This is a genomic window from Lacticaseibacillus manihotivorans DSM 13343 = JCM 12514, from assembly GCF_001435035.1.
GTDB lineage: Bacteria > Bacillota > Bacilli > Lactobacillales > Lactobacillaceae > Lacticaseibacillus > Lacticaseibacillus manihotivorans.
In genome coordinates this window covers 1-21,432 of the sequence record NZ_AZEU01000292.1, presented here as the reverse complement: position 1 = coordinate 21,432, position 21,432 = coordinate 1, and the positions used below count along the sequence as shown (strand labels likewise).

Genomic DNA, 21,432 nt, shown 5'->3' with positions numbered 1-21,432 from the left:
CCTTATTCCTCGTTCAACGCCCGCCACATATCCATGGCGTCTTCGTGATGCGCGACGTAATACCCTTTTTTAATGCGACCATCGTGAAAACCGAGTTCATGATACAACGCTTGGGCGATGGCATTATCCGTGCGCACTTCAAGGGTCAACTGATCACTGCCAAAATCTCGGGCTTTTGCGATCATCCACTGCATGAGATACCGGCCTAGTCCTTGATGTTGCAAGTTAGGATCCACAGCAATGTTGGTAATATGCGCTTCGTTTTTGGCAAACATGCACCCGATAAACGCCACGACCAAACCGTCATTGGGTAAGGTCAACACCAAATACAAGCTGTGTTGGCGCTTGTGCAATTCGGATAAAAACGCCACCCGATCCCAAGGCGTGTCATTGTATACCGCCCGCTCAATGGCTAAAGCCGCATCAATATCCCCGTTAGCCATGCGCCGCAACGTAAATTCGCGGTTGTGGATCACAGCCGCTTCTTCGGTAAATGTCAGGCTTTCTGGTGGATTATTTTCAAACCAGTCTCTAAACTTTCTCAACATAAGGCTCATGTCCTTCATCTGAATGGGTCTTTAACCAATTGCGTTCGGCTTCAGTCACGCGCAAATACGTCGGGACAAAATCAAAGACAGACACCGGCTTTGCATGCATCCCCAGCAACGCGATCCGGCTAGCCCGAGGATAAGCACGCAATGGATCTGCCAAGTTGGCTTTGGCGCCTAACGTCGAGCGGATCTCGTCAGCAAATTTTTCGACGTCCGCGCCGACAAACACAGCGGGTTGGCGCAACACGCGCACTTCTTCTAATAACTGGGTCAATGGCAAATGCGAATCTTGCACGACATTGATCAACTCACCATTCACCCATTGGTATACCCCAGCAAAAACGTTTTGCCGCCGAGCATCCATTAATGGCACGATCAACGCTTGGGTATCGGTGACGCCAGCAGCCAACGCCGCCAAGCTGGACACGCCGACGAGTTCCTTGTTTAACGTGTAGGCCAAGGTCTTGCCAGTGGTGACAGCAATGCGGATGCCAGTATAAGAACCTGGGCCTTCAGCCACCACGATGCGATCGATTTGATCGATGGTGAGATCGGATTGTTTCAGCAAGTTTTGAATCGTTGGCAGCAGTTGTTCGCTGTGCGTTTTTTTATGATTGATCGTCGTTTCGGCTAAAAGTGTTTGGTCGTGCATCACCGCAACACTCATGGTTTGATTGGACGTATCAAGAGCTAATAAATACATGTCTGCCTCCGAAAGATTTTATCCTGCTATTATAACATTTTTCTGCAAACTGGTTCATTGTCGCTTCAACTGTTCCCAAGTCCATGAAAAAAGACAAGCCAGCATGCGACTTGTCTAGAGTTTTCAGATTATAACGTGGGTTTGATCCGCGCCACGCCTTTGAGCACCGCATAAGACACGGCGACTTGAATCGGATACACGATCGCATCTTTGATCAAGCGCACCACGATGATCCCTTGCCAAGGCGTGCCCATCATTTGCAACCACAAGGTGTTCATCAACACATTGCACAAAATGGTCACTGCCAGTACCGCTAACGCCACGCGCCACAAGCGCACTGGCTTTTGCGAGAAAAACAACCCGTAAATGATCGCAGCCACGATGGCCGTCAAGGTAAAGCCTAAGAAATTGACCCCTGGTGAAAAAATCAACACATTGATTTGATCACACAACATAGCGCCGACTGCGGCGATCCATGGGCCCAAGTAGTAAGCCATTAAAATCGTAGCAATGAAGGCTGGGCCGATTTTGACAAAGCTGGTACCGAAACTAAAGCGACGTAACACCAGATCCATGGCCATAAACACGGCTAAGCTGACCCAAGTTTTCGTGGTGAGCTTTGGTGTTCTGAATGATAATTGCATATAGACTATCCCCTTTGGTGGAGACGCCGAGCAAGACCTTGGTGGCGCGCACACCCGAAAGCCTAACTATTTGGCGAATGCGAACTTGTTACCGCAGCAATTGCTTTCGTCTAGTGTTCACATTCCGTTCCACTAGCACTTAACGCAACAAGTTCTACTCCTTAGATTTTTTTGGTACGCCGTCTATCATAACCCAAACGATTTAAAACACAAGTCCAAAAGCATCCGATATTCTTGGCAAAAAGTGGGATAAATATTACGAATACGTTCGGAAATAAAAATATTATCGGTTTAACTGGTCAACGCGGCCAGTTAAATTTTAAATAAAATCACACTTAATGAGAATTCTGTTAAATCTCTCACACGAAATTATTTTAGCTTTGCTACTGCGCCCAACATTGAATTTAAGGATCGCGGCGTATAGTAGCCATTAGTAACCAAACCGCAATACCGCTTTCGCTTGCGAAAGCTTCCCTTAAATAACACTTCCAGCTGCGAAGTGTTTTTTTATTCCACTTTTTCTGTTACACTTATTTTTTGAAAGAAGGGTTCTCATGACGCACATTTTAGCTTTGCATACTGGCGGCACCATTGCGATGAGCCAAGACGAAAACGGTGACGTTTCCCCAAACGCCCAAAATCCCTTGATGGGTTTACAAGATCTGGTCGGCCAAGACATTGAAGTCACCTCAGAAGACTTTTTCAACTTGCCATCGCCGCACATGACCCCACAGCGCATGCTGGAATTGTCTAAGCGTATCCGCCAGGCTGAAGCTGACGGTATCGATGGCATTGTGGTGACGCATGGGACCGATACGCTAGAAGAAACGGCGTACTTCTTGGACTTAACTTTAGACGCCACGATCCCAGTCGTGGTGACTGGTGCGATGCGCTCAAGCAATGAAGTCGGCGCTGATGGCAGCTATAACTATGTGTCTGCGATTCGCACCGCTGCCACCCCGGCTGCGCGAAACAAAGGCTGTTTAGTGGTGATGAACGACGAAATTCACACGGCGCGCTTCGTCACCAAAACCCACACGACCAATGTGGCAACTTTCCGCACGCCCACCTTTGGTCCGATCGGCTTGGTCACCAAGGAGGGCGTGCGCTTTTTCCAAGAATTGATCAACCAAGTCGCGCTGCCGATTGATGACTTGCAAGCGCCTGTCTTCCTATTAAAAGCCTACGCTGGTATGGACAGCACCTTGTTTGACGCCTTGCCGACTGATACCAAAGGCTTAGTGATCGAAGCCCTCGGCGCTGGGAACTTACCACCAGAGACTTTGCCAGGCTTGCAACATTTGTTAGATCGCAACATTCCCGTCGTATTAGTTTCCCGGTGTTTCAACGGTGTAGCGGAAGGTTTCTACGATTATCAAGGCGGTGGTGCCCAACTGGCGAAAATGGGCGTCACCTTCTGCCAAGGCCTCAACGGTCAAAAAGCCCGGATCAAATTAATTGTCGGCTTATCTGCTGGCAAAACTGGAAAGGAGCTCGCAGATTATGTCGACAACGCGATCTCTTGATTTAACGAATCTGTATCATGAACTGACCACCTTACTCGGCCCTAGTGGCTGGTGGCCAGCAGATTCGAAATTTGAGATCTTAGTCGGCGCGATTTTAGTGCAGAACACGAACTGGCGCAATGTTGACAAATCGCTGGATAACTTACGGGCGGCAACGAATTTTGAGCCCCAAGCCATCGCCAACTTATCCCTAGACGAGTTGCAAGAATTGATCCGTCCCAGTGGGTTCTACCGCAATAAAAGCCGCGCTATTAATGGGTTGTTCAGCTGGCTGACGCACGCTGACTTCGATTTGGCGCGGATTGCAACCACCGAACCGTCCCGTTTGCGGCAACAATTGTTAGCTTTGCCTGGCATCGGGGAAGAAACTGCCGATGCGATGCGGTTGTATGTCTTTGATCAGTCCACCTTTATCGCTGACAATTACTGTCGTCGATTATTCAGTTGGTTAGGTCAGGATTTTGCAACTTATGCCAAGCTCAAAGCGCATACCCGAGAAGTCGATGATTGGGGCTTACGCGATGCCCAAGAATTTCACGGGTTGATCGATAATTTTGGAAAAACGGTGAAATCTGCAGAAGATTTTTCACAAAGTCCGCTCGCCAACTTCACGCTGACATTGAAATAGCCGCCGCAATTTTGCGACGACTATTTTTTATTTCAAGCTGAACGTCATCTTCACTGGATTGTGATCAGAATATTTGAAATCCGTATCGACGACTTTCACCTGGTGGACTTCCACATTCGGCGACACGATAAAGCCATCGATCAAGGTTTTGAAACTCTTGGCCGGATCCCAAGGCTTGTCTAAGCCACGCGCAGACGGAATCGCCGCAGCAGCTAAACCGCTGGTCGGTTGGGTAAACCCTTTTGGCAGTTGATCAACGGGGAAAGGATGCGTCCAGGTCTGCGGTTTAGCACTGGTGTGGAAAACTTCAGGCGCATTGGGGATAACCCGGTGATTATAATCCCCACCGACGATCACATAATCACCTTGGGCATAACTTTTGGCGATGGCTTTAAACAATTTGGCAAACTGGGCTTCTTGCACGGCATGATTTGGTGTAAAAGCCGACAAATGGATATTCACCAGCACCAAAGACTTGCCATTATCCACAGCAACGCGACTCATGGAAAAGGCCCGGTCCAGATCCATCAGCTTGTTATAATCGGTATCCACAGGCAATGAATATCGACGGGAGCTGGTGATCGGGCATCGCGCTAAGGTGACAAGTCCAGATTTGGCGGCGCCGATCGGTTGATTAAACGGGTAAAACAAGTATGCGGAGTCATAGTTTTGCGCAAAGACGCGATCGTAATCCGGCATGCCGTTAGCTAACTTTTTCACTTCGTCAACATGCTGCGAGCGATCACCGGCCACATCGACTTCTTGATAAAAGGCGATGTCAGGATCAATGGTGTGAGTGGTTTTCACCACCCCAGCCAAACTTTTATCCACAGCTTGGGCACTATAAGCCCGAGAATGCTTACCGCCATCCATGAAAAAGCTATAACTTTGGGGATAACTCCCATAACCGATATTGTAAGACATCGCCGTATTCACATGATCAGTGGATAACGCCGACTGCTTTGCGTGCGTCACCTTCAATGGCAAATCATCGGCCAACCGGTGATAACTCGCAAACAAGTACCCGATATACCCGCCAGCGACTAGCACAACGCCGCCTGCTGTGATGGCTAAGGCTTTGACCCATTTTTTCATCTTGAACCTCCGAAAAAAATGAGAACTTATCCCCTTGTGGACAAATTCTCAGTTTAAAAGTTATGCACCGGTGATGATCGCGGTGCTCAAATAATAAATGCCTGCCACGCCGATAAAACCATAAACGATGCGGGTGATCATCGCGACATTCAAGTGATCGACAATGCGATTGGCTATGATAGTGCCAATGACTGCGCCGACCATCCCCACTGCCACATACTTCAAGTCGCCAACGCTCAAGACATGATTGGCAAAGCGTACCGTGGTGACATAGAAAGTATCGATCAAGAAAAAGGTTTGAATACTGACGAGATATTCTTCTTTAGTTTTCGACAAGGTCAAAAAATACAGCGCCATCAACGGCCCGCCGATCCCAAACAACCCATTGAAAAAGCCTGAGATGATCATGAACAAGCCGCACACGAGCAAGGGAAACCGTTTATTCCCTGCCGCCCGGTTGAACGTGAAGTACAAACACAGCGTGATCAGTAAGCAGCCGAGTAACCCTTTGAGAAAATGCGTCGGCAAGATCTGACCCAAATGCACCGACCAGGTCGCCACGCTAGCATAAATCAGAAACGGGATCGGTAAACGACGCCATTTTAATGCATGACGATAGCGCCACACCAATACCACTTCGGCGATCAACATCGTCAGCGTCGACACCCCAGCACTTTGGCCGATCGGCAGCATCGTTGGCAAGAAGATCATCAACATGATCCCAGAACCAAAACCGGTGACGCCTTGCACTAAACTTGCCAGCACTGCGGCAAACAGCATTACAAAAATCCAACTCATTGCTCACGCCAAGTCATTTCCGCTTCCGCATTGACCACACCATCCGTGATCACTTGATGCCGGGTGGTCAAGCCTTCAATTTGCACTTGGGCGCTAGGTGTTGCATCAACCGGCAATTCTTTGGCATATTTGATTTTCATGCTGGCCAGTTCATGGTTCGCTAAGAAATCAGCGCCCAGTGAATCTTCCATCCATTCAAAATAATGCACATTGTTGACGTGACCGTTGGGATCGATATCAAAATACCGCACAGGATAAGCGTGTTCACGGTCGACGCGATCAATTTTAGACAAGCGCTTGAAGCGTTCCACATGCGTTGAAAATGGTGCGCCCACTTTTTCCACTAAGTCTTTGACCACTGGTACCACTTTGCGCGCATTGAGATCCATCATCACCCAAGCGCCGCGCATCGTCGCCAAGCGTTCGCCATCTGTCGTTTCCAACCAATAATCGCGGTAGCACATCAATTTGTTGTAACTGGTGGCTTCCGTGCCTAACACTAGCGGCACTTCAACTTTAGGCATGCGCTTGACGTCGAGTTCATATTGGGTGATCACCCAACCGATCCCACGCGATAACACTTGCGTCATCCCAGCGCCCACTTGATCGAGTTGGTGTTCAGAGCCCATCAGCATCGCATTGACTAAAGTTACAAGGCTTGCGGTGCCTTTTTGCGTCGCCATGAAAAATGGGATCGTATAAGGTTCAGTGTACTTCATTCAGTCTCCTCCAATCCATGATACGCATTGTAAACGGCTTGGCGATTCAAGCCATTGGTTTTGGCCACGGCTTTGATCGCCGCGTTGGGTTTGTCGCCGTTATCGATCAACGCTTGCACTTGGTCGACTAAGGGCACATCTGATGCTACTGGCGCTACTGGATCGGCGCCTTGCACCATGATCACAAATTCGCCGCGCGCAGATTCGAAGGCCCAATCGATCAATTCAGACAAACTGCCGCGAATGAATTCTTCATGCAACTTGGTCAATTCGCGCGCCAGGACGGCTTGGCGATCCCCAAAAATCGCTTGGATCGCCGTTAAGGTCTTGGCCACACGATATGGTGATTCATAAAAAATCACCGTTTGTTCTTGTTGGGCGAGTTTGGTCAGTTCCGCTTTTTGGACACTAGCTTTGCGCGGTAAGAACCCGTAAAACATAAATGGCTGTGGTGCAAGCCCGCTAGCAATCAGGGCTGTCGTCGCAGCATTCGCCCCTGGTAATGGCACAACCGGTAAGTTGGCAGCAATCGCCGCGGCCACCAGTTCTTTACCAGGATCAGAAATCGATGGCATCCCGGCATCAGACACTTGGGCAATCGATAACCCGGATTGGAGTTTGGCGATCAATTCAGGAATGCGCTGTTGGGTATTGTGTTCGTGAAACGAGATCTGCTTGGTTTCAATTTCGAAGTGATTCAGCAGTTTTTGCGTGTTGCGCGTATCTTCTGCGGCGATCAAATCGACAGTTTGCAACGTTTTGACTGCGCGCACCGTCATATCATCCAAATTGCCGATCGGCGTGGGCACCAGAAAAAGGGTGCCGCTATCGTGTTGGTCAAAACTGTGTTGATTTTGCATTAGCGCTCCCCGTAAATAATGTCGACACAAAACGCGCAAGGTTCATTATCGATGCGGCGTTGGCCATAGTAATATGGGCACACATGGAAGCCTTCTTCATAAAGGTTCTCTAAGTTGAGCTTAGATTTGGACAGCTCAACAGCGCCGCTAGATTTGTGATCGGCACTGGTTTGCAATTCTTGTAAATGCTCGCGCAAGTGCCGGTTTTCAATTTCTAGTTCGGCGTTTTTTTCGACTAACTGCGCCATATTTTGCTTCAAGCCTGCGAGTTTGCTCAGCATGGCTTGGGTTTGTTGTTCTAGCTCGACGAATCCGTCATAGAGATCTTTTTTCTCCATGTGCTCCCCTTCTTGTGTGGATATGATACTTCCAGTATAGCATACGAAACCGCAATGGCTAACAGCGTCGTGGTTTTCAAAACAACGTCGATACGGCTAGCTCGCTTGGGATTTCGAGGCAAAGACCGCCTCAAAATCTCAAGCAGCGCTACCCGATCAACTAAAATCGTTTTGAAAACCACTGGAAACAAAAGCAGCCAAGTCCGACTAAGACTCAGCTGCTAACAGTTGTAAGATCAACGCTTCAGTCGCTGACTGGAACGTCACGTTTTGCCGCAAACGTACTTGCGCGGCGAGAATCGCCTGTAAGCTCTTCGTTAAGACTTTGCTGGACAACCAAGAAAGCTGTTTGACAACGGCCTCGCCCACAAAAGCGGGTTGGCTGTCGACTTCAAAGTGCCGGTTCATCGCGTCTTCATACACTAGCGCTAACAACGCGAGCACTTGGTTTTGTTCTGGCAAAGCCTTGGCCGTTGGCAACAAGCTGGCTTGTACGGAAACAAATGCCGACGCATCGCGATTCGCCAACTGGGCAGCTAAATTCAACACGGCTTGAACGCGACTTTGAAATTCTCCGTCAGCAACCATCGCTTGTGCTTGCGCCACATCTGCCGTCAGCTTCACTGCCAGCGCCGCAGACTTTTTGTCCACCCCAGCCGTTTCCAGTTGCGCTTGAATCGACGCGACAGGCGGATCTGGAAAGTTGATGATCTGCGCGCGGGACAAAATCGTCGGCAACAGTTGATTCTTAGCAGTAGTCGTTAAAATGATCGTCGCGCCAGCCACTGGTTCTTCGTAGAATTTCAACAAACTGTTGGCGGCCCCTGGGGTCATTTTCTCCGCTTGTTGGATCACGAATACGCGCTGTTGGCCTTCGACGCCAGACTTGGTCAGCTCAGCTTTCAAGCCGCGCACATCGTCGACTTTCAAGCTGCGCGCTTCCGTTGCCAGCACCACCACATCGGGATGGTTGTGACTCAAGATGCGCTGGCATTCAGGACATTGCATGCAAGGTTGATCATTTTGCACATTTTGGCAAAATAAGCGCAAGGCGATCCACTCCGCCAATTGCGCTTTACCCGTGCCGGCCACGCCACTGAAGACGTAAGCTTGTCCCAGCTGGTGGCGGTCGATGATCGCAGCAAATTGTTTCACCAAGCTAGGCTGTAATTCAGAAATTTGCATCAGAAGCGATGGAAGGCTTCGACAGGCAAGACAAATACCGTGGCGCCGCCGACTTGCACTTCGATCGGATATGCCATGGCAGAATCACTAGTGGCATCTAAGTTCACCGGTGGGGTCATGAATTGTTCGCGAGTCTGTGAGGTATCTTTGATGATTTGGAGCACTTCATCCACGCGATCATCATCGATCCCGATCAGGAAAGTGGTGTTACCAGACTTCAAAAAGCCGCCAGTAGTAGACAGCTTCGTCGCCCGGACGTTGTTATCGATAAATTCACTGCTTAAAAGGTTGGCGTCTTTGTCTTGCACGATGGCCATGATCATTTTCATAAAGCAGACCTCCTATTGTAAATGCTTGAGCAACTGCGACAAACTTTGCGACACAACAGTATCAAAATCTTGGGTGGCATCGATGGTCACAAACCGTTGCGGATTGGCTTCAGCTAAGCGCAGATAAGCCGCGCGCACGCGTTCGTGAAAATCGAGTTGTTCTTGATCGAGGCGATCATATTGGGTCGCTTGGCGATGGGCTTTGATCCGGGCAATCCCCACTGACGCTGGCACGTCTAAGTAAATGGTCAAACTCGGTTCTAAGCCGGCAGTGGCAAATTGATTCATGGCCAGCACTGCAGATTCCCCAATGCCACGCCCAGCGCCTTGATACGCCACTGACGAATCCACGAAGCGATCACACACCACCACTTGATCAGCAGCGAGGGCAGGTAAGATTTTTTCCACCAAATGTTGCCGGCGACTGGCCGCATATAACAACGCTTCGGTGCGCGCGTCCATTGCTGTGTTTTCCGGATCCAAAATCAAATCGCGGATCTTTTCAGAAATCTGGGCGCCACCTGGTTCGCGGGTCAACACCACTGAACGGTCAAGCGCTTGTTCTAATTGCGGTAACACCGCTTGTAAGACACTGGTTTTGCCAGCGCCATCTGGTCCTTCAAATGTGATGAATCTCCCTGCCACAACAAATCGCTCCTGTCTGATACGTTTAGTTTACTGGAATCTGGTAATAATTAACAGCAAAAAGCGCCCGGTCACCCGTACGCCTTTTACAAGTTTGCTTGATGTAATTGTTCCGCGGCCATTTCAGAAACCAAGTCGCCTGACACTTGCCGCACCCGCGCTTCCCGGTACAAAAAGTCAAACAGCCCGGCTTGCAAGTTATATTGCGACTTGGATACCGCATCGACTTCCCGAAAGGTTGCCAAAAGTTTGCGTTCATGCGTCATTTGATCCCGCACGCGGTAAACGGTGGTCATCAATTCGCGATCAGCTTCAGTTTTCAATTGTGGTTTCTTTTTGAAAAACATCTTTGGCCTCCAAAAACTTCTTTTGATGCTACCGGCTAGCGCCGTTACAAGGTTTTGAAATTTGGACTCCGACTGGCTCGCCGCTACATAGTGAGGGTCCGAATCGGAGCTAACTTGAGTCACTCGCTACGCTCCTGACCCAAGTGGATCTCCACCTGCGGCTTTCCGTAGACGATACTCGCCAAATACATGGAAATCTCACTATGTATCGGCGGCCAGCCTCCGTCCAAATTTCAAAACCTCTCCACTCTGCTAGCACCTGCCCGCAATGGCAACGAATTGCTAGTATGAAGCTAAATCGTTCAGAAATCTGTGCGCGGAGAGGGTCAGGCATCGCGGAGGTGACTTGGACAATTGCCTGTGGTAGTGAAATCAAACGAGACGCCGCTTTTTGGCGGCTTGCGCAGATTTCACCGGCAAATCTTGAAACAAAGCGGTTTTCTTTGGTTCAAGATTTAGGCGGAAGAACATCGGCGGTTTATGCCGATTTCTGTAGCCGGCCGCACGGCAACTTGTCCAAGTCACCGGAGTGATGCCTGACCCTCGGAGCTCACAGATTTTCAAGCCGTTAGGCAATCGGGTTAAATTTCAGTACGCCCTTCGACAGCTTTTAAAAGCGTCATTTCATCCGCGTATTCGATATCTGAACCGACTGCCAAGCCGTGGGCCAAGCGAGTGACTTTGATTTGCGCCGGCTTGATCAAGCGGGCAAGGTATTGCGCCGTGGCTTCACCTTCTGGCGTGGCATTGGTCGCCACGATCACTTCATGCACTGCGGTATTGTTTTGCAGACGCTTGATCAAGGATTCAATGTTCAAATCTTCTGGCCCGCGGCCTTCGATTGGGCTGAGCACACCGTGAAGCACGTGATATAAGCCATGATACTCATTGGTGCGATCAAAGGACATCACATCTTTTGGCTGTTCAACCACCAGGATCGACTTTTGATCGCGCGTCGGGTCGCTACAGATCTCACAAGGATCTTGTTCCGTGATATTGCCACAAATCGAGCAATAATGTAATTTCGTGGAAGCATCGATCAAGCTGTCAGAAAAAGCTTTGACGTCTGATTTGTCCATATCGATGGTGTAAAACGCTAAGCGGGTCGCCGTTTTGCTCCCAATACCTGGCAGTTTCATGTAACTATCGATCAGTTTTTCAATAGGTGCCGGATATTGCATAAATTACCTCACTACATACCTAAGCCGCGGGAATACTTACCCATTTTGCTTTGGGTTTCTTTGTCGATGTCAGCCATCGCAGAGTTGACGGCTTCAATGATCAGATCTTGCAACATGTCAGGATCGTCTGGGTCAATGGCTTCTGGTTTGATTTGGATATCTTTGAGCTTCTTGTCACCAGTAAAAGTCACTGTCACCATGTCAGACGCAGAAGTGGCGGAGAATTCGCTTTGGTTCAGCGCTTCTTGATCCGCCATCATTTGCTTTTGCATTTTTTGCATCTGCTTCATCATACCTTGCATATTGCCCATGCCACCACGCATCATATTAAAAATCCTCCTATTAATCGTCTGTTATCGTAATATTGTTTTCATCCCCGAACATATCGGTGATGGTTTTAACGACTGGCGGGGTCGTTGGTTTCGCCGGCTTTTTCGCTTTAGCTGGCGCGCCATTGGTTTGTAAATATTCTTTGCGCAAGTTCGGCCAAGCGGCAGATTGCACTAACACGATTTCATATTGCTTTTGCGTCAAGCGCTGCAAGCTGTCTTTGAGCTCTGCCATCAAGGCGTCGTCTTGTTCTGCGCGTTCGACTAAAATGTCATAGTCGAAGCTGACGATCACACCATCAGGGCTAGCCGCAACTGGCTCTGAGATTTTCATCATCGCGCGCTTGGAAATCGAGAGCATGTTCAACAGATCTGGCCAAACATCTTTTAACGCGTCGAGGTCTTTGCGCGTCGCTTTGCCTAAAATCGGATAGATCTTGGCAATATTTGGTTTGTAACCACCAGATTGATGGCGCTTGACTGGTTTTGGTGCAGGCTTTGCGGCGACGCCAGTTTGTTTCAAAGAAGAAACGGTTTGTTGAAGCTGTTTAATTTGTTGTTGTAAGGCTTCAACATCTGCACTAGGCGCACTCGCCGTTTGTGCTTGTGACTGAGGTGCGGGTGCCGCCGGCGTCGGTTCACCTAAACGCACGGTCGCTACTTCCAAATAAATCGTCGGATGGTTGGTCAAACGCAATTGGCCTGACGTTTCATTCAACACCGCGATCATACGCGCTAAGCGATCCGCATCAAAGGCTTGGCTTAACGGTTTGAAGTGTGAATCGATCAACTCGGTTTCCGTATCGGCTAACAGCGTTGGGGCTTGTTGATACACCATCAAATCCCGCAAATACGAAATCAAATCTTCGATCAAGCGGCCAGCGTCTTTGCCAGCAGCTAACAAGCTTTCCACTGTGGTCAACGCTTTGGCCACATCTTGATCGTGGATCGCTTGTAAGTATTCGCCGAGTTGCGCCGTGGCCACACCACCGGTGACATCTAACGCATTTTCAACCGTGACGTGGTTTTGGCCAAAGGATAAGACCTGATCCAAAATCGACAAGGCATCGCGCATCCCGCCTTCTGCAGCCCGCGCGATCACAGCTAACGCATGATCGTCATAGGTGATCTGCTTGTCATCGAGCACGGTTTCCAAGCGCCCGACGATGTCTTCGGTGGTAATGCGGCGAAAATCAAAACGCTGCGTCCGTGAAATAATGGTTGCCGGGATCTTTTGTGGCTCAGTAGTCGCTAAGATAAATACCACATGCGCCGGTGGTTCTTCCAACGTTTTCAACAAGGCGTTGAACGCGCCAGTCGATAACATATGCACTTCGTCAATGATGTAGACTTTAACGCGCGCCATGGTCGGGGCATACTTGGCTTTATCGCGGATATCACGAATTTCATCCACCCCGTTGTTAGACGCGGCATCGATTTCGATCACGTCAGTCATTGAGCCGTTGGTGATTGCTTGGCAGATCTCACAGGTGTTGTCCGGTTCGCCATCTTGCAAGTGCAAACAGTTTAACGCCTTCGCCAAAATTTTCGCAACAGAGGTTTTCCCTGTCCCGCGCGGCCCACAAAATAAGTAGGCGTGGCTCGTTTGTTTGGTGATCAACGCATTTTTCAGCGTTTGGGTCACGGCGGTTTGGCCGATCACGTCGCCAAAAGTCTGCGGGCGCCACACGCGGTACAATGCTTGATAGCTCACTGGCAACCATCCTTTCTTGGTTTAATTCTACCATTGAAATAGAAAAAGGCCACCTGGTAAGGTGACCTTGTTAATAGGCTTAAAAACTTAAGGCACATGGTTAACGATCCTTAGTGCTGCTTCCTTCCGGACCTGACACGATTCGAAAAGCTGCCATTGCCTCAAGGCCTTTCGGCAAGAAATATTATACCGCATCCCTGAAGATTTGACCAGCCCATTCGCATAGCTCATACTGACAACAATCTAGAAAGAAGGCCCACGATTTTGTCTATTGAAACGAAGCTTTTACAACACCAAACTTTGACCACAGCGCGGTTAACCATACGCCCAGTCCGCTTAGCTGATGCCGACATGTTCTTGCAAGTAGGTAGTGACCCAGAAAATAATGAATTCACGATTCGCTACGCAAATGAAGAAGCCGTACTTGAAGCTTTGGCCACTTACTGGATTGGCCAGCCTTTAGGCAAATTCACGATTGCGTTAAATGACCAACCCATCGGCGCCATAGACTTGCATTGGACGGATTGTTCTGCCGAAATCGGATATTTCTTAGATAAACGTTACTGGCATCATGGGTATGCGACTGAAACTGCGCAAGCGTTAATGAAATTTTGCTTCAACACATTAAAGTTGTTACGCGTTGAAGGCCGCTATGATGCGCGCAATCCAGCCTCTGGTGATGTCCTCTCACGCCTCGGTATGCATGAAGAAGGCCGCCTGGTGAATGAGCGCCTCGCCGATGGCATTCCAGTAACTACCGTGATCATGGCCAAAACGTGTTAAGCCTTTTGTGCTTGTTTTTTGGCGAGTTTGGCAGCTTTGCGTTTTTTGCGAATCGCTTGGAAAAAAGATTTTAACAACTGCGCTGCTTGCTCTTCATCGATGCCAGCTACCACTTTAACTTGATGATTGAAGCGCGTATCTTCTAATAAATTGCCAAGCGATCCAGCCACACCAGCTTTGGGATCTTTGGCGCCGTAATAACAGGTGCGAATGCGACTATTGATCATCGCCCCAGCACACATCGGACAAGGCTCAAGCGTCACGTACAAATCGCAATCTTCCAAACGCCAAGAACCAAGCGTCATGCAAGCTTCTTGAATGGCGAGGACTTCGGCATGCAGCGTGGAATCTTGACTGTGTTCACGCAAATTATGCCCGCGGCCGACGATTTTGCCATCATGCACCACCACGGCGCCGATCGGGACTTCGCCGATGATCATCGCGTCATGTGCTTCAAGCAACGCTTCTTGCATGTAATCTGTCATGTGTTAGACCTCCCCACATCTCAATTCAAAACGTGTTAAGATGATTGTAAGCGATTCACAAGGAGTAATCTTATGGCCTCACTACAATCAGTGCTTGAACAATATTTTACAGTGTATCATACCCCACCGTTTCCTGCCGACGCCTATGAGCTCGTCGTCGATGGCATGCCACTCGCTGTCGCTGGTGACCTCAGTGAGCGCGAAGTGGCCTTATTAAAAACGCTCGCCCCACAGCCTGCCAGCCGTAACCCTTGGGCCCAATTTCTGGTCGGGTCAGGGTCAATCCCTGCCAACGGTGTGGTGCGCTTGGTGCAATTCAACACCTCTGCTGCGCCAACGCAACCGGCGTTATGGTTGGACGCTTTATTGAGTTTGTTTTCTGGCGACGTCACCGGCTTTTGGCTGACGCCGACGCATGCGGTGGTCGTCGAACCCCAAACCGCCACGCCATTAGACCAATCCGGTTTGTTGTCGATTTTAGACACCCTGGATCCAGACTTTGATACACAAACGCGCGGCTATCTGGGCCAATTCTGGGCCGTCAACGCCACCTTGCCAGCGATTTTTGCTGAAGAACAACGCTTAGCTGCCGCCAGTGATGACCGCTGTGCTTGCTTAGCCAACTCAGCATTAGCTTATTACACCAGCAAAGCCCGCCGTGATTCCCCATTATTAGGCAACTTGCGCGATGCCATCACCGAAGATGCCGAAATGCGTCCAGTGATCGTCAGCTTGTATGAACACTTAGGCAACTTGACGGCCACTGCCAAAGCCTTGTACATTCACCGCAACACCTTGCAGTATCGCTTGGACAAATTCCAACAAACAACCGGTTTTTCATTGCGGCAAATGGATGACTTGGTATTATGTTACCTGCTGGTGCAAGGCGCGTGAACCCTGGGTGCGAAAATTTAGCGTGGATTTAAAAATAACCGCGGCTCGTTTTCATCGAGTCGCGGTTTTCGTTTATGCTTTGGTGGCTTGCAGGATGTAATAGCCTTTGTCTTTTTTCACGATTTGGGCATTGCCGAAGGTTTCCGCCATTAATTTCTTGGCAGAAGGCGCACCTTGCTTCTTTTGTAAAACAGCGTACAGTGAGCCACCTTGGTTCAAATGGTCAAAAGCTCCAGCTAAAATTGCTGAAACCGTCGCTTTGCCGGCGCGGATCGGTGGATTGGTGACGATCGTATCAAAAGTCCCGTCGATTTGATCATAAACCGAGCTTTCGATGATTTGGATATTTTGAATACCGTTGGCGTCTGCGTTGCGCTTAGCCAAAGCCATCGCACGCTCATTGACGTCTGACATCACCACATCAAGGCTAGGTTGGGCTTTGGCGAGACTCAAGCCGATCGGCCCCCACCCGCAGCCAACGTCTAACAAGCGGCCTTGTGGTTGCGTCTCAGCGACTACTGCGATCAACGCCCGGCTGCCATAATCAACGGTGTGCTTAGAAAAAACGCCATTGTCTGAAGTGAAATGTAAATCATGCCCAGCCAGCGTGAAGTCAAAGCTGTGTTCGTCATGGGCCAGATCTGGATCATTGGTAAAGTATTGGTTCATGTTAATCTCCTATTGTTGTTGTCTGGCTCTAGCGTACCTTACTCAAGACAGAAATAGAAGCCTATTTACCCACTTATGCACACTGTTTTTAAATGGAACTTGGATTTCTTTCTTAAGGTTTTCCTGAGGTCTTCAAAAAAGGTTATTTAACGATCTTCAAAGACTTGACACCCATACATTTTCTCGATATCCTAAAGAAACTGAAATGCCTGAGTTCCTATTCGGGTCGAGAAAAATCCTCTCACATTAGTTGAGAGGATTTTTCCGTTACGTCAAACTGAGCATGACAAAAAAGCCGCCGTGCGACTCTCCTAAGAGGATCACACGACGGCTTTTTGATTACCTAGAGGTAGAAATTACTTCAAGGTAACAGTTGCGCCAACGGCTTCAAGTTGTTCCTTGAACTTGTTAGCTTCGTCTTCAGTAACGTCTTCCTTAACAGCGGAAGGAGCGTTATCAACAAGACCTTTGGCATCCTTCAAGCCCAAGCCAGTGATGGCACGAACTTCTTTGATAACCTTAACCTTGGCTTGGCCAGGTTCAGTTAATTCAACAGTGAAGGAGTCCTTGGCTGCTTCGGCACCAGCGCCGGCAGCACCAGCAGCTGCAACAGGGGCAGCAGCGGTAACACCAAATTCTTCTTCGATTGCTTTAACGAGATCGTTGAGTTCCAAGATGGAAGCTTCTTTGATCTGGTCGATGATTGCTTGAGTATCTAAAGCCATGATTGTTTCCTCCAATTTATTGGGTTTTATGCAGCTAGGCTGCGAGTATTAAGCGGCTGGTTCTTCGTCCTTGGCTTCGGCAACGGCCTTGACGGCGTATGCGACGTTGCGGACAGGCGCTTGCAATACGGAAAGCAACATTGAAAGCATACCATCGCGGTCTGGTAACTTGGCGAGTTCCAAGATTTGGTCCAGAGTTGCGACTTTGCCTTCGATGAAGCCACCCTTGATTTCAAGAGCGTCGAATTTATCAGCGTACTTAGCCATGATGCGGGCAGGTGCTACAGCATCTTCATCAGAAAATGCAATGGCAGTAGGGCCTTTGAAGATATCATCCAAGCCTTCATAGCCGGAAATATCAGCAGCACGACGCAAGTAAGTGTTCTTGAGAACTTCCATTTTGACGCCGGATTCGCGTAACTCCTTACGAAGTTCGGTCACCTCATCAACGGTCAAGCCACGGTAGTTCACAACAACTGCGCTAGTAGCGGCCTCAAACTGCTTGACGATTTTGTCAACAGCTGCGGCTTTTTGTGCGAGAATTGCTTCACTCATTTGATTCACCTCCTGTAGTTTGGTTGAAGTTTTTGCAATAAAAAAACTCCATGTCCACCAAGACATAGAGGTATCTAATGGTTCCCGATACCACCTCGGCAGGATATTAAGGCTTGCGCCACCTGAGTCTTAGGCAGAGTGAATTAACACAAAAAGCATCGTACCATGTGGCCGATGCTTTCGTCAAGTAATTTTCTGAAATTGTTTGATTAATCTTCGACGCCGTTGACCAACGTCCAAGTTAAGTCAGCGGAGTAGTTGCCTTCAACGTTACCGGCAGGAATATGCAAGTGCACATTGGATGGATTGAAAGTAGCGCTAAAAGTACCGACGCCGGCATGATCCGCAGCGCCAACAATTTTTTGAGCAGCACCGCCAGTAGTCAATACGGCTTGTTGAGCAACTGGTGCAGCGGAGACGTTATTTTGATCGTCAGCCGCAACTGTGGCAGTATCAAAAGTCATTTGTGCAGATTTGATGGTCCGGTTAGTTTGAGCATCGGTGAAGTTAGAAGCAGCGACTTTTAACGTCCAGCCGTCTGCGAACCCGGGATTGGTAACGGTCACAGGCGCATCGATATTGTCGGCGTCTTTGTCAGTTCCGTTACTATTAATAGCTGTCGTCCCAAAGTTAATGTTTGGCGCATCACTGATCGCGACTTGTGCGCCATCAGCCATTTTTAAAGTGACTGATGCGTGTTGTGTAGTATCGGCGTGAACTTTAACTGGTAAAGCCACAGCGAAGAAAGTGGCCGCAACTGCAGAAAGCACAGTAAGGCGCACAAAAGAAAGATGCTTGATCATGATGATTCCCCCAAACCATAAATGACAAGTGTGTGTTCAATTAAAAATCTATGCTTTTATTATACCACGTATGGCAAGCAATAAGCAATGATAATATTAAAATATTTTTAGAAATGATGATATATTGTCGAGAAAATCGTTCAAAAGCATCCTCAAAAGCGCATTGCTTCTGATTAAAAATGACACGAAATTTTTCTTTTGTCCTTTAGGCACACCGGTTCATCACGTAAAAAGAACTTCCAAACATTTGGCGATTGACCGATGTTTGGAAGTTCAAATAATTTTCAGTCTACTTAAATTGTTGGTGCGTTGGTTAAGGTCCAAGTCAGATCCGCTTTATAGCTCCCTTCAACGTTACCAGCAGGAATATGCAACGTGGCATCAAAGGCAGTTTGCCAAATACCGACCCCTTGCCCAGGAAAAGCCATAAACATGTCGATGGGATCACCTTCAGCGGGCAGATTATATGATTGGACCAAAGGCCGCGTATTCGCAGGAAAACTATACTTGCCAGTGGTTGTGTCATAATCAACCGGTTCACTTTTTGTATCAGTGGTGTTGTTACTAGTTGTTGCAACGCCTGCGTCATAATTAGTCGTACCCTTGAGCACCCCGGCACCTGCAAATTTGTCATTACTGCTTAGATCTAAGCTCGCACCTTTAAGATAACGTGAACCATTCGCCGTTTCAAATCGGCCTACCTGTAACGTCACAGACCAGCCGTCACTTAAACCTGGGTTTGTCACTTGTAAAACGTCGCTTTGGTTATCAGAATAGGACAGCTTCGGGTTAGTTTCATGATCTGCATCAATGGTTGTTGAGGGAAAGTCAAAATCAGGCGCGGAATCCAAGGTAATATTACCGCCAGCTTTCAAGCTGATTGAAGCTTGAGTCGTTGCCGTGCGGGTATCAGTATCGGCCGCGTGAACATTCAAAGCGCCACTCATGGCGATGGCGATCACAAAACCAAAGCTAAGTTGTAAAATTCGCTTGAACATTCACACGATCTCCTTTCCTGAGAATAAAAATGACCCGCCACACAGCGGGTGAAGTTCCCCTGTGGACGGGTCGTCCTCCAAAGAGATCATGGAGGTGAGCAGTTTATCGATTTAATCGTTCCTGCCATTATTATATCTAGCAATTATCTCGCATGCAAGCGAAATTAACAGTATTTTGATAATATTTTTTGATTATTGAACCTACCAATCTGGTGATTAATTCGGCGCTTTGGTCAGTGTCCAAGTCACCGTTCCCTGATAATCCCCTGGCGTCGCATTCCCGTCGACTTGAACGAACAAACCCTTACCTGAATTGGAATCCGTGGCCACATTTTCATGGGTCCAATTATCTGTCACAGACGTCGTCCCCGCAGTGGTACCGGTATCGATCAACACGTCTTGATCAAGGTCATGTGACTGCGAACCATCTCGATAAACCAGTTTTCCTGATAATTCTTTTCCGGAATCGTCTTTCATCACGCTAGCTTGTGCCGCCAACGTCCACCCTGGGAAAAGCGTATTGGTCACATCCAGCTTGAATGTCTTCGATGCCAGATCCCAATCCTTGCCGTCTAGCTGTGCTTCATCGTTAAAATGGATCTCAGGATCAGCACTTAAGACAAACTTGCCAACTTTAATTGAAACTTGTTGGGAAAGGTTCCCGGCACCATCGATTGCCTGCAAGGTCACAGTGTTCGTTTTCGTTCCATCTAGTTTGGTAGCCAGCAGTTGTTTATCGGAAAGACCGCCATCATCAACGGCATCCGCATCCCCGGTTGGAATGTGCACAACATACGGGGCTTTAGCTTGTGGTGTCATGGCCAAACGCTGCATCTCACCGCCATTGACTGATACGTTCAAGCCCAAAAGCGTGCTTAACGTGCCTTTATCCGTTACATTCCCAGTCAAAGCAGCGGTCTTCCATCCAGAATAATCAACCAGTGAGCTATCAGGGTTGACCTGAAGCACTGTGTTAGCAGGTTGCTTCAATGGATTCAAGGTGACATTGTATGGCGAGTCTGGTTTCGCAGTATGCGCATCGTTGGTATATTGACTGCCATCATCAAGGTCAGCCTTTGATTGGACAACCTTACTGGTGACTTGCACGTTAAAAGTCACATCCCCATGCGCATACATTGAACCATTAATCAAATAACCGTTCTTGAGCTGATCAGCCGTCAGCTTTTGTGGCGTTGCGTTTTTACCAATTTTCACCGTGGCTGTCGCATGGTCGAGATCCAAGCGTTGTTGTTGATCAGGAGTGAAAAGCTTTGCTGAGACATCCGTCCAATCAAACGGGCTGGCAGGGTCGTACTTCAAGTTGAAGGTATATTCCAGCTTATCCCCACCAAAGACCGTTGTATCTTTAGCCGCTGGATGCGTTCCATCGCTACTGATCACGGTAAGATCTTTGACCTTAGTCGTTGCCGTTGCCAGATAAGCTGGCTTGATGATAAAGGCCGGCGAGTGATGCTGATGCTCAAGAGATTTGTAGCCTGGATTATTCACCTCGGTATTTGGGACATGAAATCGCATCTGGCCGGTCTGAAAGCAACGTTTGGAGCGTTGCGAATACTGACTGAGCGGAGAAGTTGGTGATCGATGCACCACGAACAGACCGACCCAGTTTTCGGCTCGACGCACGACCTATTCAGTTATTCAGTTCAGGTCGCCAACTGATGGACTTCGTCCATGAGCCGACTAAACCAGTTCTTGTAAACATAGTTAGTGGCTGGTGAATTAGCCCTAACTTTCAGGCAAATCCACGATAACTTTGTAATCAATCTTCACCGCAGTCTTATTCTTTTTGGCAGTAATCGAAATTGGTCTACTTAAAACTGCGAGAAGATTTTCCAAATTCGCCATGACCACACCAGTGTCTACGGCAACCGCAATTGTCTCTGCGGTCTTCTCTTTGACAAGATCCA

The 21,432-nt window shown here is 48.6% G+C and carries 26 protein-coding genes, 1 other RNA gene, 1 pseudogene, 1 riboswitch and 1 other annotated feature; of the genes and pseudogenes, 4 read left to right on the top strand and 24 right to left on the bottom strand.

The features are described from left to right. Positions 1–2: 2 nt before the first annotated feature. From rimI to FD01_RS14110, 3 genes are all read right to left on the bottom strand, one after another. A complete protein-coding gene (gene rimI / locus FD01_RS14120) occupies positions 3–548 on the bottom strand; it encodes a ribosomal protein S18-alanine N-acetyltransferase (protein WP_056964930.1) in 546 nt (181 codons plus the stop codon). Then, positions 532–1,254, bottom strand: a complete 723-nt coding sequence (gene tsaB, locus FD01_RS14115; RefSeq protein ID WP_056964928.1) for a tRNA (adenosine(37)-N6)-threonylcarbamoyltransferase complex dimerization subunit type 1 TsaB — start codon at positions 1,252–1,254, stop codon at positions 532–534. Before tsaB ends, rimI begins: the two co-directional genes overlap by 17 nt. A 128-nt stretch (positions 1,255–1,382) precedes the next feature. Next, on the bottom strand, positions 1,383–1,898 hold the full coding sequence (locus tag FD01_RS14110; protein ID WP_056964926.1) for a folate family ECF transporter S component: 516 nt from the start codon (positions 1,896–1,898) through the stop codon (positions 1,383–1,385). A gap of 69 nt (positions 1,899–1,967) precedes the next feature. Beyond that, positions 1,968–2,062, bottom strand: a riboswitch (THF riboswitch). A 390-nt stretch (positions 2,063–2,452) separates the two neighbouring features. Between FD01_RS14110 and FD01_RS14105 the strand changes: the two genes are divergently transcribed. Both FD01_RS14105 and FD01_RS14100 read left to right on the top strand, forming a co-directional pair. Then, positions 2,453–3,424 (top strand): asparaginase, encoded by a 972-nt coding sequence (locus FD01_RS14105; protein WP_056964924.1) that lies wholly within the window; start codon positions 2,453–2,455, stop codon positions 3,422–3,424. Next, positions 3,402–4,052: an endonuclease III domain-containing protein gene (locus FD01_RS14100; protein WP_056964922.1), complete on the top strand. Its 651-nt coding sequence runs from the start codon at positions 3,402–3,404 to the stop codon at positions 4,050–4,052. The genes FD01_RS14105 and FD01_RS14100 overlap by 23 nt, the downstream gene beginning before the upstream one ends. Before the next feature lie 27 nt (positions 4,053–4,079). Here FD01_RS14100 and FD01_RS14095 read toward each other — a convergent pair whose 3' ends face one another. The 13 genes from FD01_RS14095 to ffs form a co-directional block, all read right to left on the bottom strand. Continuing rightward, a complete protein-coding gene (locus FD01_RS14095) occupies positions 4,080–5,147 on the bottom strand; it encodes an endonuclease/exonuclease/phosphatase family protein (RefSeq protein ID WP_056964921.1) in 1,068 nt (355 codons plus the stop codon). A 60-nt stretch (positions 5,148–5,207) separates the two neighbouring features. After that, the gene (locus tag FD01_RS14090) at positions 5,208–5,945 is read right to left on the bottom strand and encodes a sulfite exporter TauE/SafE family protein (RefSeq protein ID WP_056964919.1); all 738 of its coding nucleotides are present in this window, start codon (positions 5,943–5,945) and stop codon (positions 5,208–5,210) included. After that, positions 5,942–6,664, bottom strand: coding sequence for an acyl-[acyl-carrier-protein] thioesterase (locus FD01_RS14085; protein ID WP_056964917.1), 723 nt, complete (start codon positions 6,662–6,664; stop codon positions 5,942–5,944). The genes FD01_RS14090 and FD01_RS14085 overlap by 4 nt, the downstream gene beginning before the upstream one ends. Then, positions 6,661–7,524: a 16S rRNA (cytidine(1402)-2'-O)-methyltransferase gene (gene rsmI / locus FD01_RS14080; RefSeq protein ID WP_056964915.1), complete on the bottom strand. Its 864-nt coding sequence runs from the start codon at positions 7,522–7,524 to the stop codon at positions 6,661–6,663. The genes FD01_RS14085 and rsmI overlap by 4 nt, the downstream gene beginning before the upstream one ends. After that, complete coding sequence (locus FD01_RS14075) at positions 7,524–7,862, bottom strand: DNA replication initiation control protein YabA (protein ID WP_054714613.1); 339 nt, start codon at positions 7,860–7,862, stop codon at positions 7,524–7,526. Before FD01_RS14075 ends, rsmI begins: the two co-directional genes overlap by 1 nt. A gap of 207 nt (positions 7,863–8,069) precedes the next feature. Then, positions 8,070–9,047, bottom strand: coding sequence for a DNA polymerase III subunit delta' (gene holB / locus FD01_RS14070; RefSeq protein ID WP_056964913.1), 978 nt, complete (start codon positions 9,045–9,047; stop codon positions 8,070–8,072). After that, positions 9,047–9,376 (bottom strand): cyclic-di-AMP receptor, encoded by a 330-nt coding sequence (locus FD01_RS14065; RefSeq protein WP_054714611.1) that lies wholly within the window; start codon positions 9,374–9,376, stop codon positions 9,047–9,049. Before FD01_RS14065 ends, holB begins: the two co-directional genes overlap by 1 nt. A 12-nt stretch (positions 9,377–9,388) precedes the next feature. Next, positions 9,389–10,021 (bottom strand): dTMP kinase, encoded by a 633-nt coding sequence (tmk, locus tag FD01_RS14060; protein WP_056964911.1) that lies wholly within the window; start codon positions 10,019–10,021, stop codon positions 9,389–9,391. A gap of 86 nt (positions 10,022–10,107) precedes the next feature. After that, positions 10,108–10,368, bottom strand: coding sequence for a YaaL family protein (locus FD01_RS14055; protein ID WP_054714608.1), 261 nt, complete (start codon positions 10,366–10,368; stop codon positions 10,108–10,110). Positions 10,369–10,949: 581 nt separating this feature from the next. Further along, the gene (recR, locus tag FD01_RS14050; RefSeq protein ID WP_054714605.1) at positions 10,950–11,549 is read right to left on the bottom strand and encodes a recombination mediator RecR; all 600 of its coding nucleotides are present in this window, start codon (positions 11,547–11,549) and stop codon (positions 10,950–10,952) included. 11 nt (positions 11,550–11,560) lie between these two features. Next, complete coding sequence (locus FD01_RS14045) at positions 11,561–11,872, bottom strand: YbaB/EbfC family nucleoid-associated protein (RefSeq protein ID WP_056964950.1); 312 nt, start codon at positions 11,870–11,872, stop codon at positions 11,561–11,563. Positions 11,873–11,891: 19 nt separating this feature from the next. Then, positions 11,892–13,592, bottom strand: coding sequence for a DNA polymerase III subunit gamma/tau (dnaX, locus tag FD01_RS14040; protein WP_054714647.1), 1,701 nt, complete (start codon positions 13,590–13,592; stop codon positions 11,892–11,894). Between the two features lie 81 nt (positions 13,593–13,673). Continuing rightward, an RNA gene (ffs, locus tag FD01_RS15885) (signal recognition particle sRNA small type) lies at positions 13,674–13,760 on the bottom strand. A gap of 96 nt (positions 13,761–13,856) precedes the next feature. Between ffs and FD01_RS14035 the strand changes: the two genes are divergently transcribed. After that, a complete protein-coding gene (locus FD01_RS14035; protein ID WP_056964910.1) occupies positions 13,857–14,375 on the top strand; it encodes a GNAT family N-acetyltransferase in 519 nt (172 codons plus the stop codon). Here the strand turns inward: FD01_RS14035 and tadA are convergent. Next, positions 14,372–14,860 (bottom strand): tRNA adenosine(34) deaminase TadA, encoded by a 489-nt coding sequence (gene tadA / locus FD01_RS14030; protein ID WP_056964908.1) that lies wholly within the window; start codon positions 14,858–14,860, stop codon positions 14,372–14,374. The two genes, FD01_RS14035 and tadA, sit on opposite strands and share 4 nt — an antisense overlap. A gap of 72 nt (positions 14,861–14,932) precedes the next feature. On the opposite strand from tadA, the gene FD01_RS14025 reads away from it, so the two are divergent. Next, the gene (locus FD01_RS14025) at positions 14,933–15,754 is read left to right on the top strand and encodes a PucR family transcriptional regulator (RefSeq protein ID WP_056964906.1); all 822 of its coding nucleotides are present in this window, start codon (positions 14,933–14,935) and stop codon (positions 15,752–15,754) included. A gap of 72 nt (positions 15,755–15,826) precedes the next feature. Here the strand turns inward: FD01_RS14025 and FD01_RS14020 are convergent, their stop codons facing one another. The 7 genes and pseudogenes from FD01_RS14020 to FD01_RS16335 form a co-directional block, all read right to left on the bottom strand. After that, positions 15,827–16,423, bottom strand: a complete 597-nt coding sequence (locus tag FD01_RS14020) for a class I SAM-dependent methyltransferase (protein ID WP_056964904.1) — start codon at positions 16,421–16,423, stop codon at positions 15,827–15,829. Between the two features lie 356 nt (positions 16,424–16,779). Beyond that, entirely contained in the window at positions 16,780–17,148 is a 369-nt protein-coding gene (rplL, locus tag FD01_RS14015) for a 50S ribosomal protein L7/L12 (RefSeq protein WP_054714593.1), read from the bottom strand. 48 nt (positions 17,149–17,196) lie between these two features. Further along, complete coding sequence (gene rplJ / locus FD01_RS14010) at positions 17,197–17,703, bottom strand: 50S ribosomal protein L10 (RefSeq protein ID WP_056964902.1); 507 nt, start codon at positions 17,701–17,703, stop codon at positions 17,197–17,199. 30 nt (positions 17,704–17,733) lie between these two features. Continuing rightward, positions 17,734–17,855: a sequence feature (ribosomal protein L10 leader region), on the bottom strand. 57 nt (positions 17,856–17,912) lie between these two features. Next, positions 17,913–18,506, bottom strand: a complete 594-nt coding sequence (locus FD01_RS14005; RefSeq protein ID WP_054714591.1) for a WxL domain-containing protein — start codon at positions 18,504–18,506, stop codon at positions 17,913–17,915. Positions 18,507–18,799: 293 nt separating this feature from the next. Beyond that, positions 18,800–19,504, bottom strand: a complete 705-nt coding sequence (locus FD01_RS14000; protein WP_056964900.1) for a WxL domain-containing protein — start codon at positions 19,502–19,504, stop codon at positions 18,800–18,802. Between the two features lie 216 nt (positions 19,505–19,720). Next, entirely contained in the window at positions 19,721–21,040 is a 1,320-nt protein-coding gene (locus tag FD01_RS13995; protein ID WP_056964897.1) for a hypothetical protein, read from the bottom strand. Positions 21,041–21,250: 210 nt separating this feature from the next. After that, a pseudogene (locus FD01_RS16335) lies at positions 21,251–21,432 on the bottom strand (hypothetical protein); the annotation flags it as partial.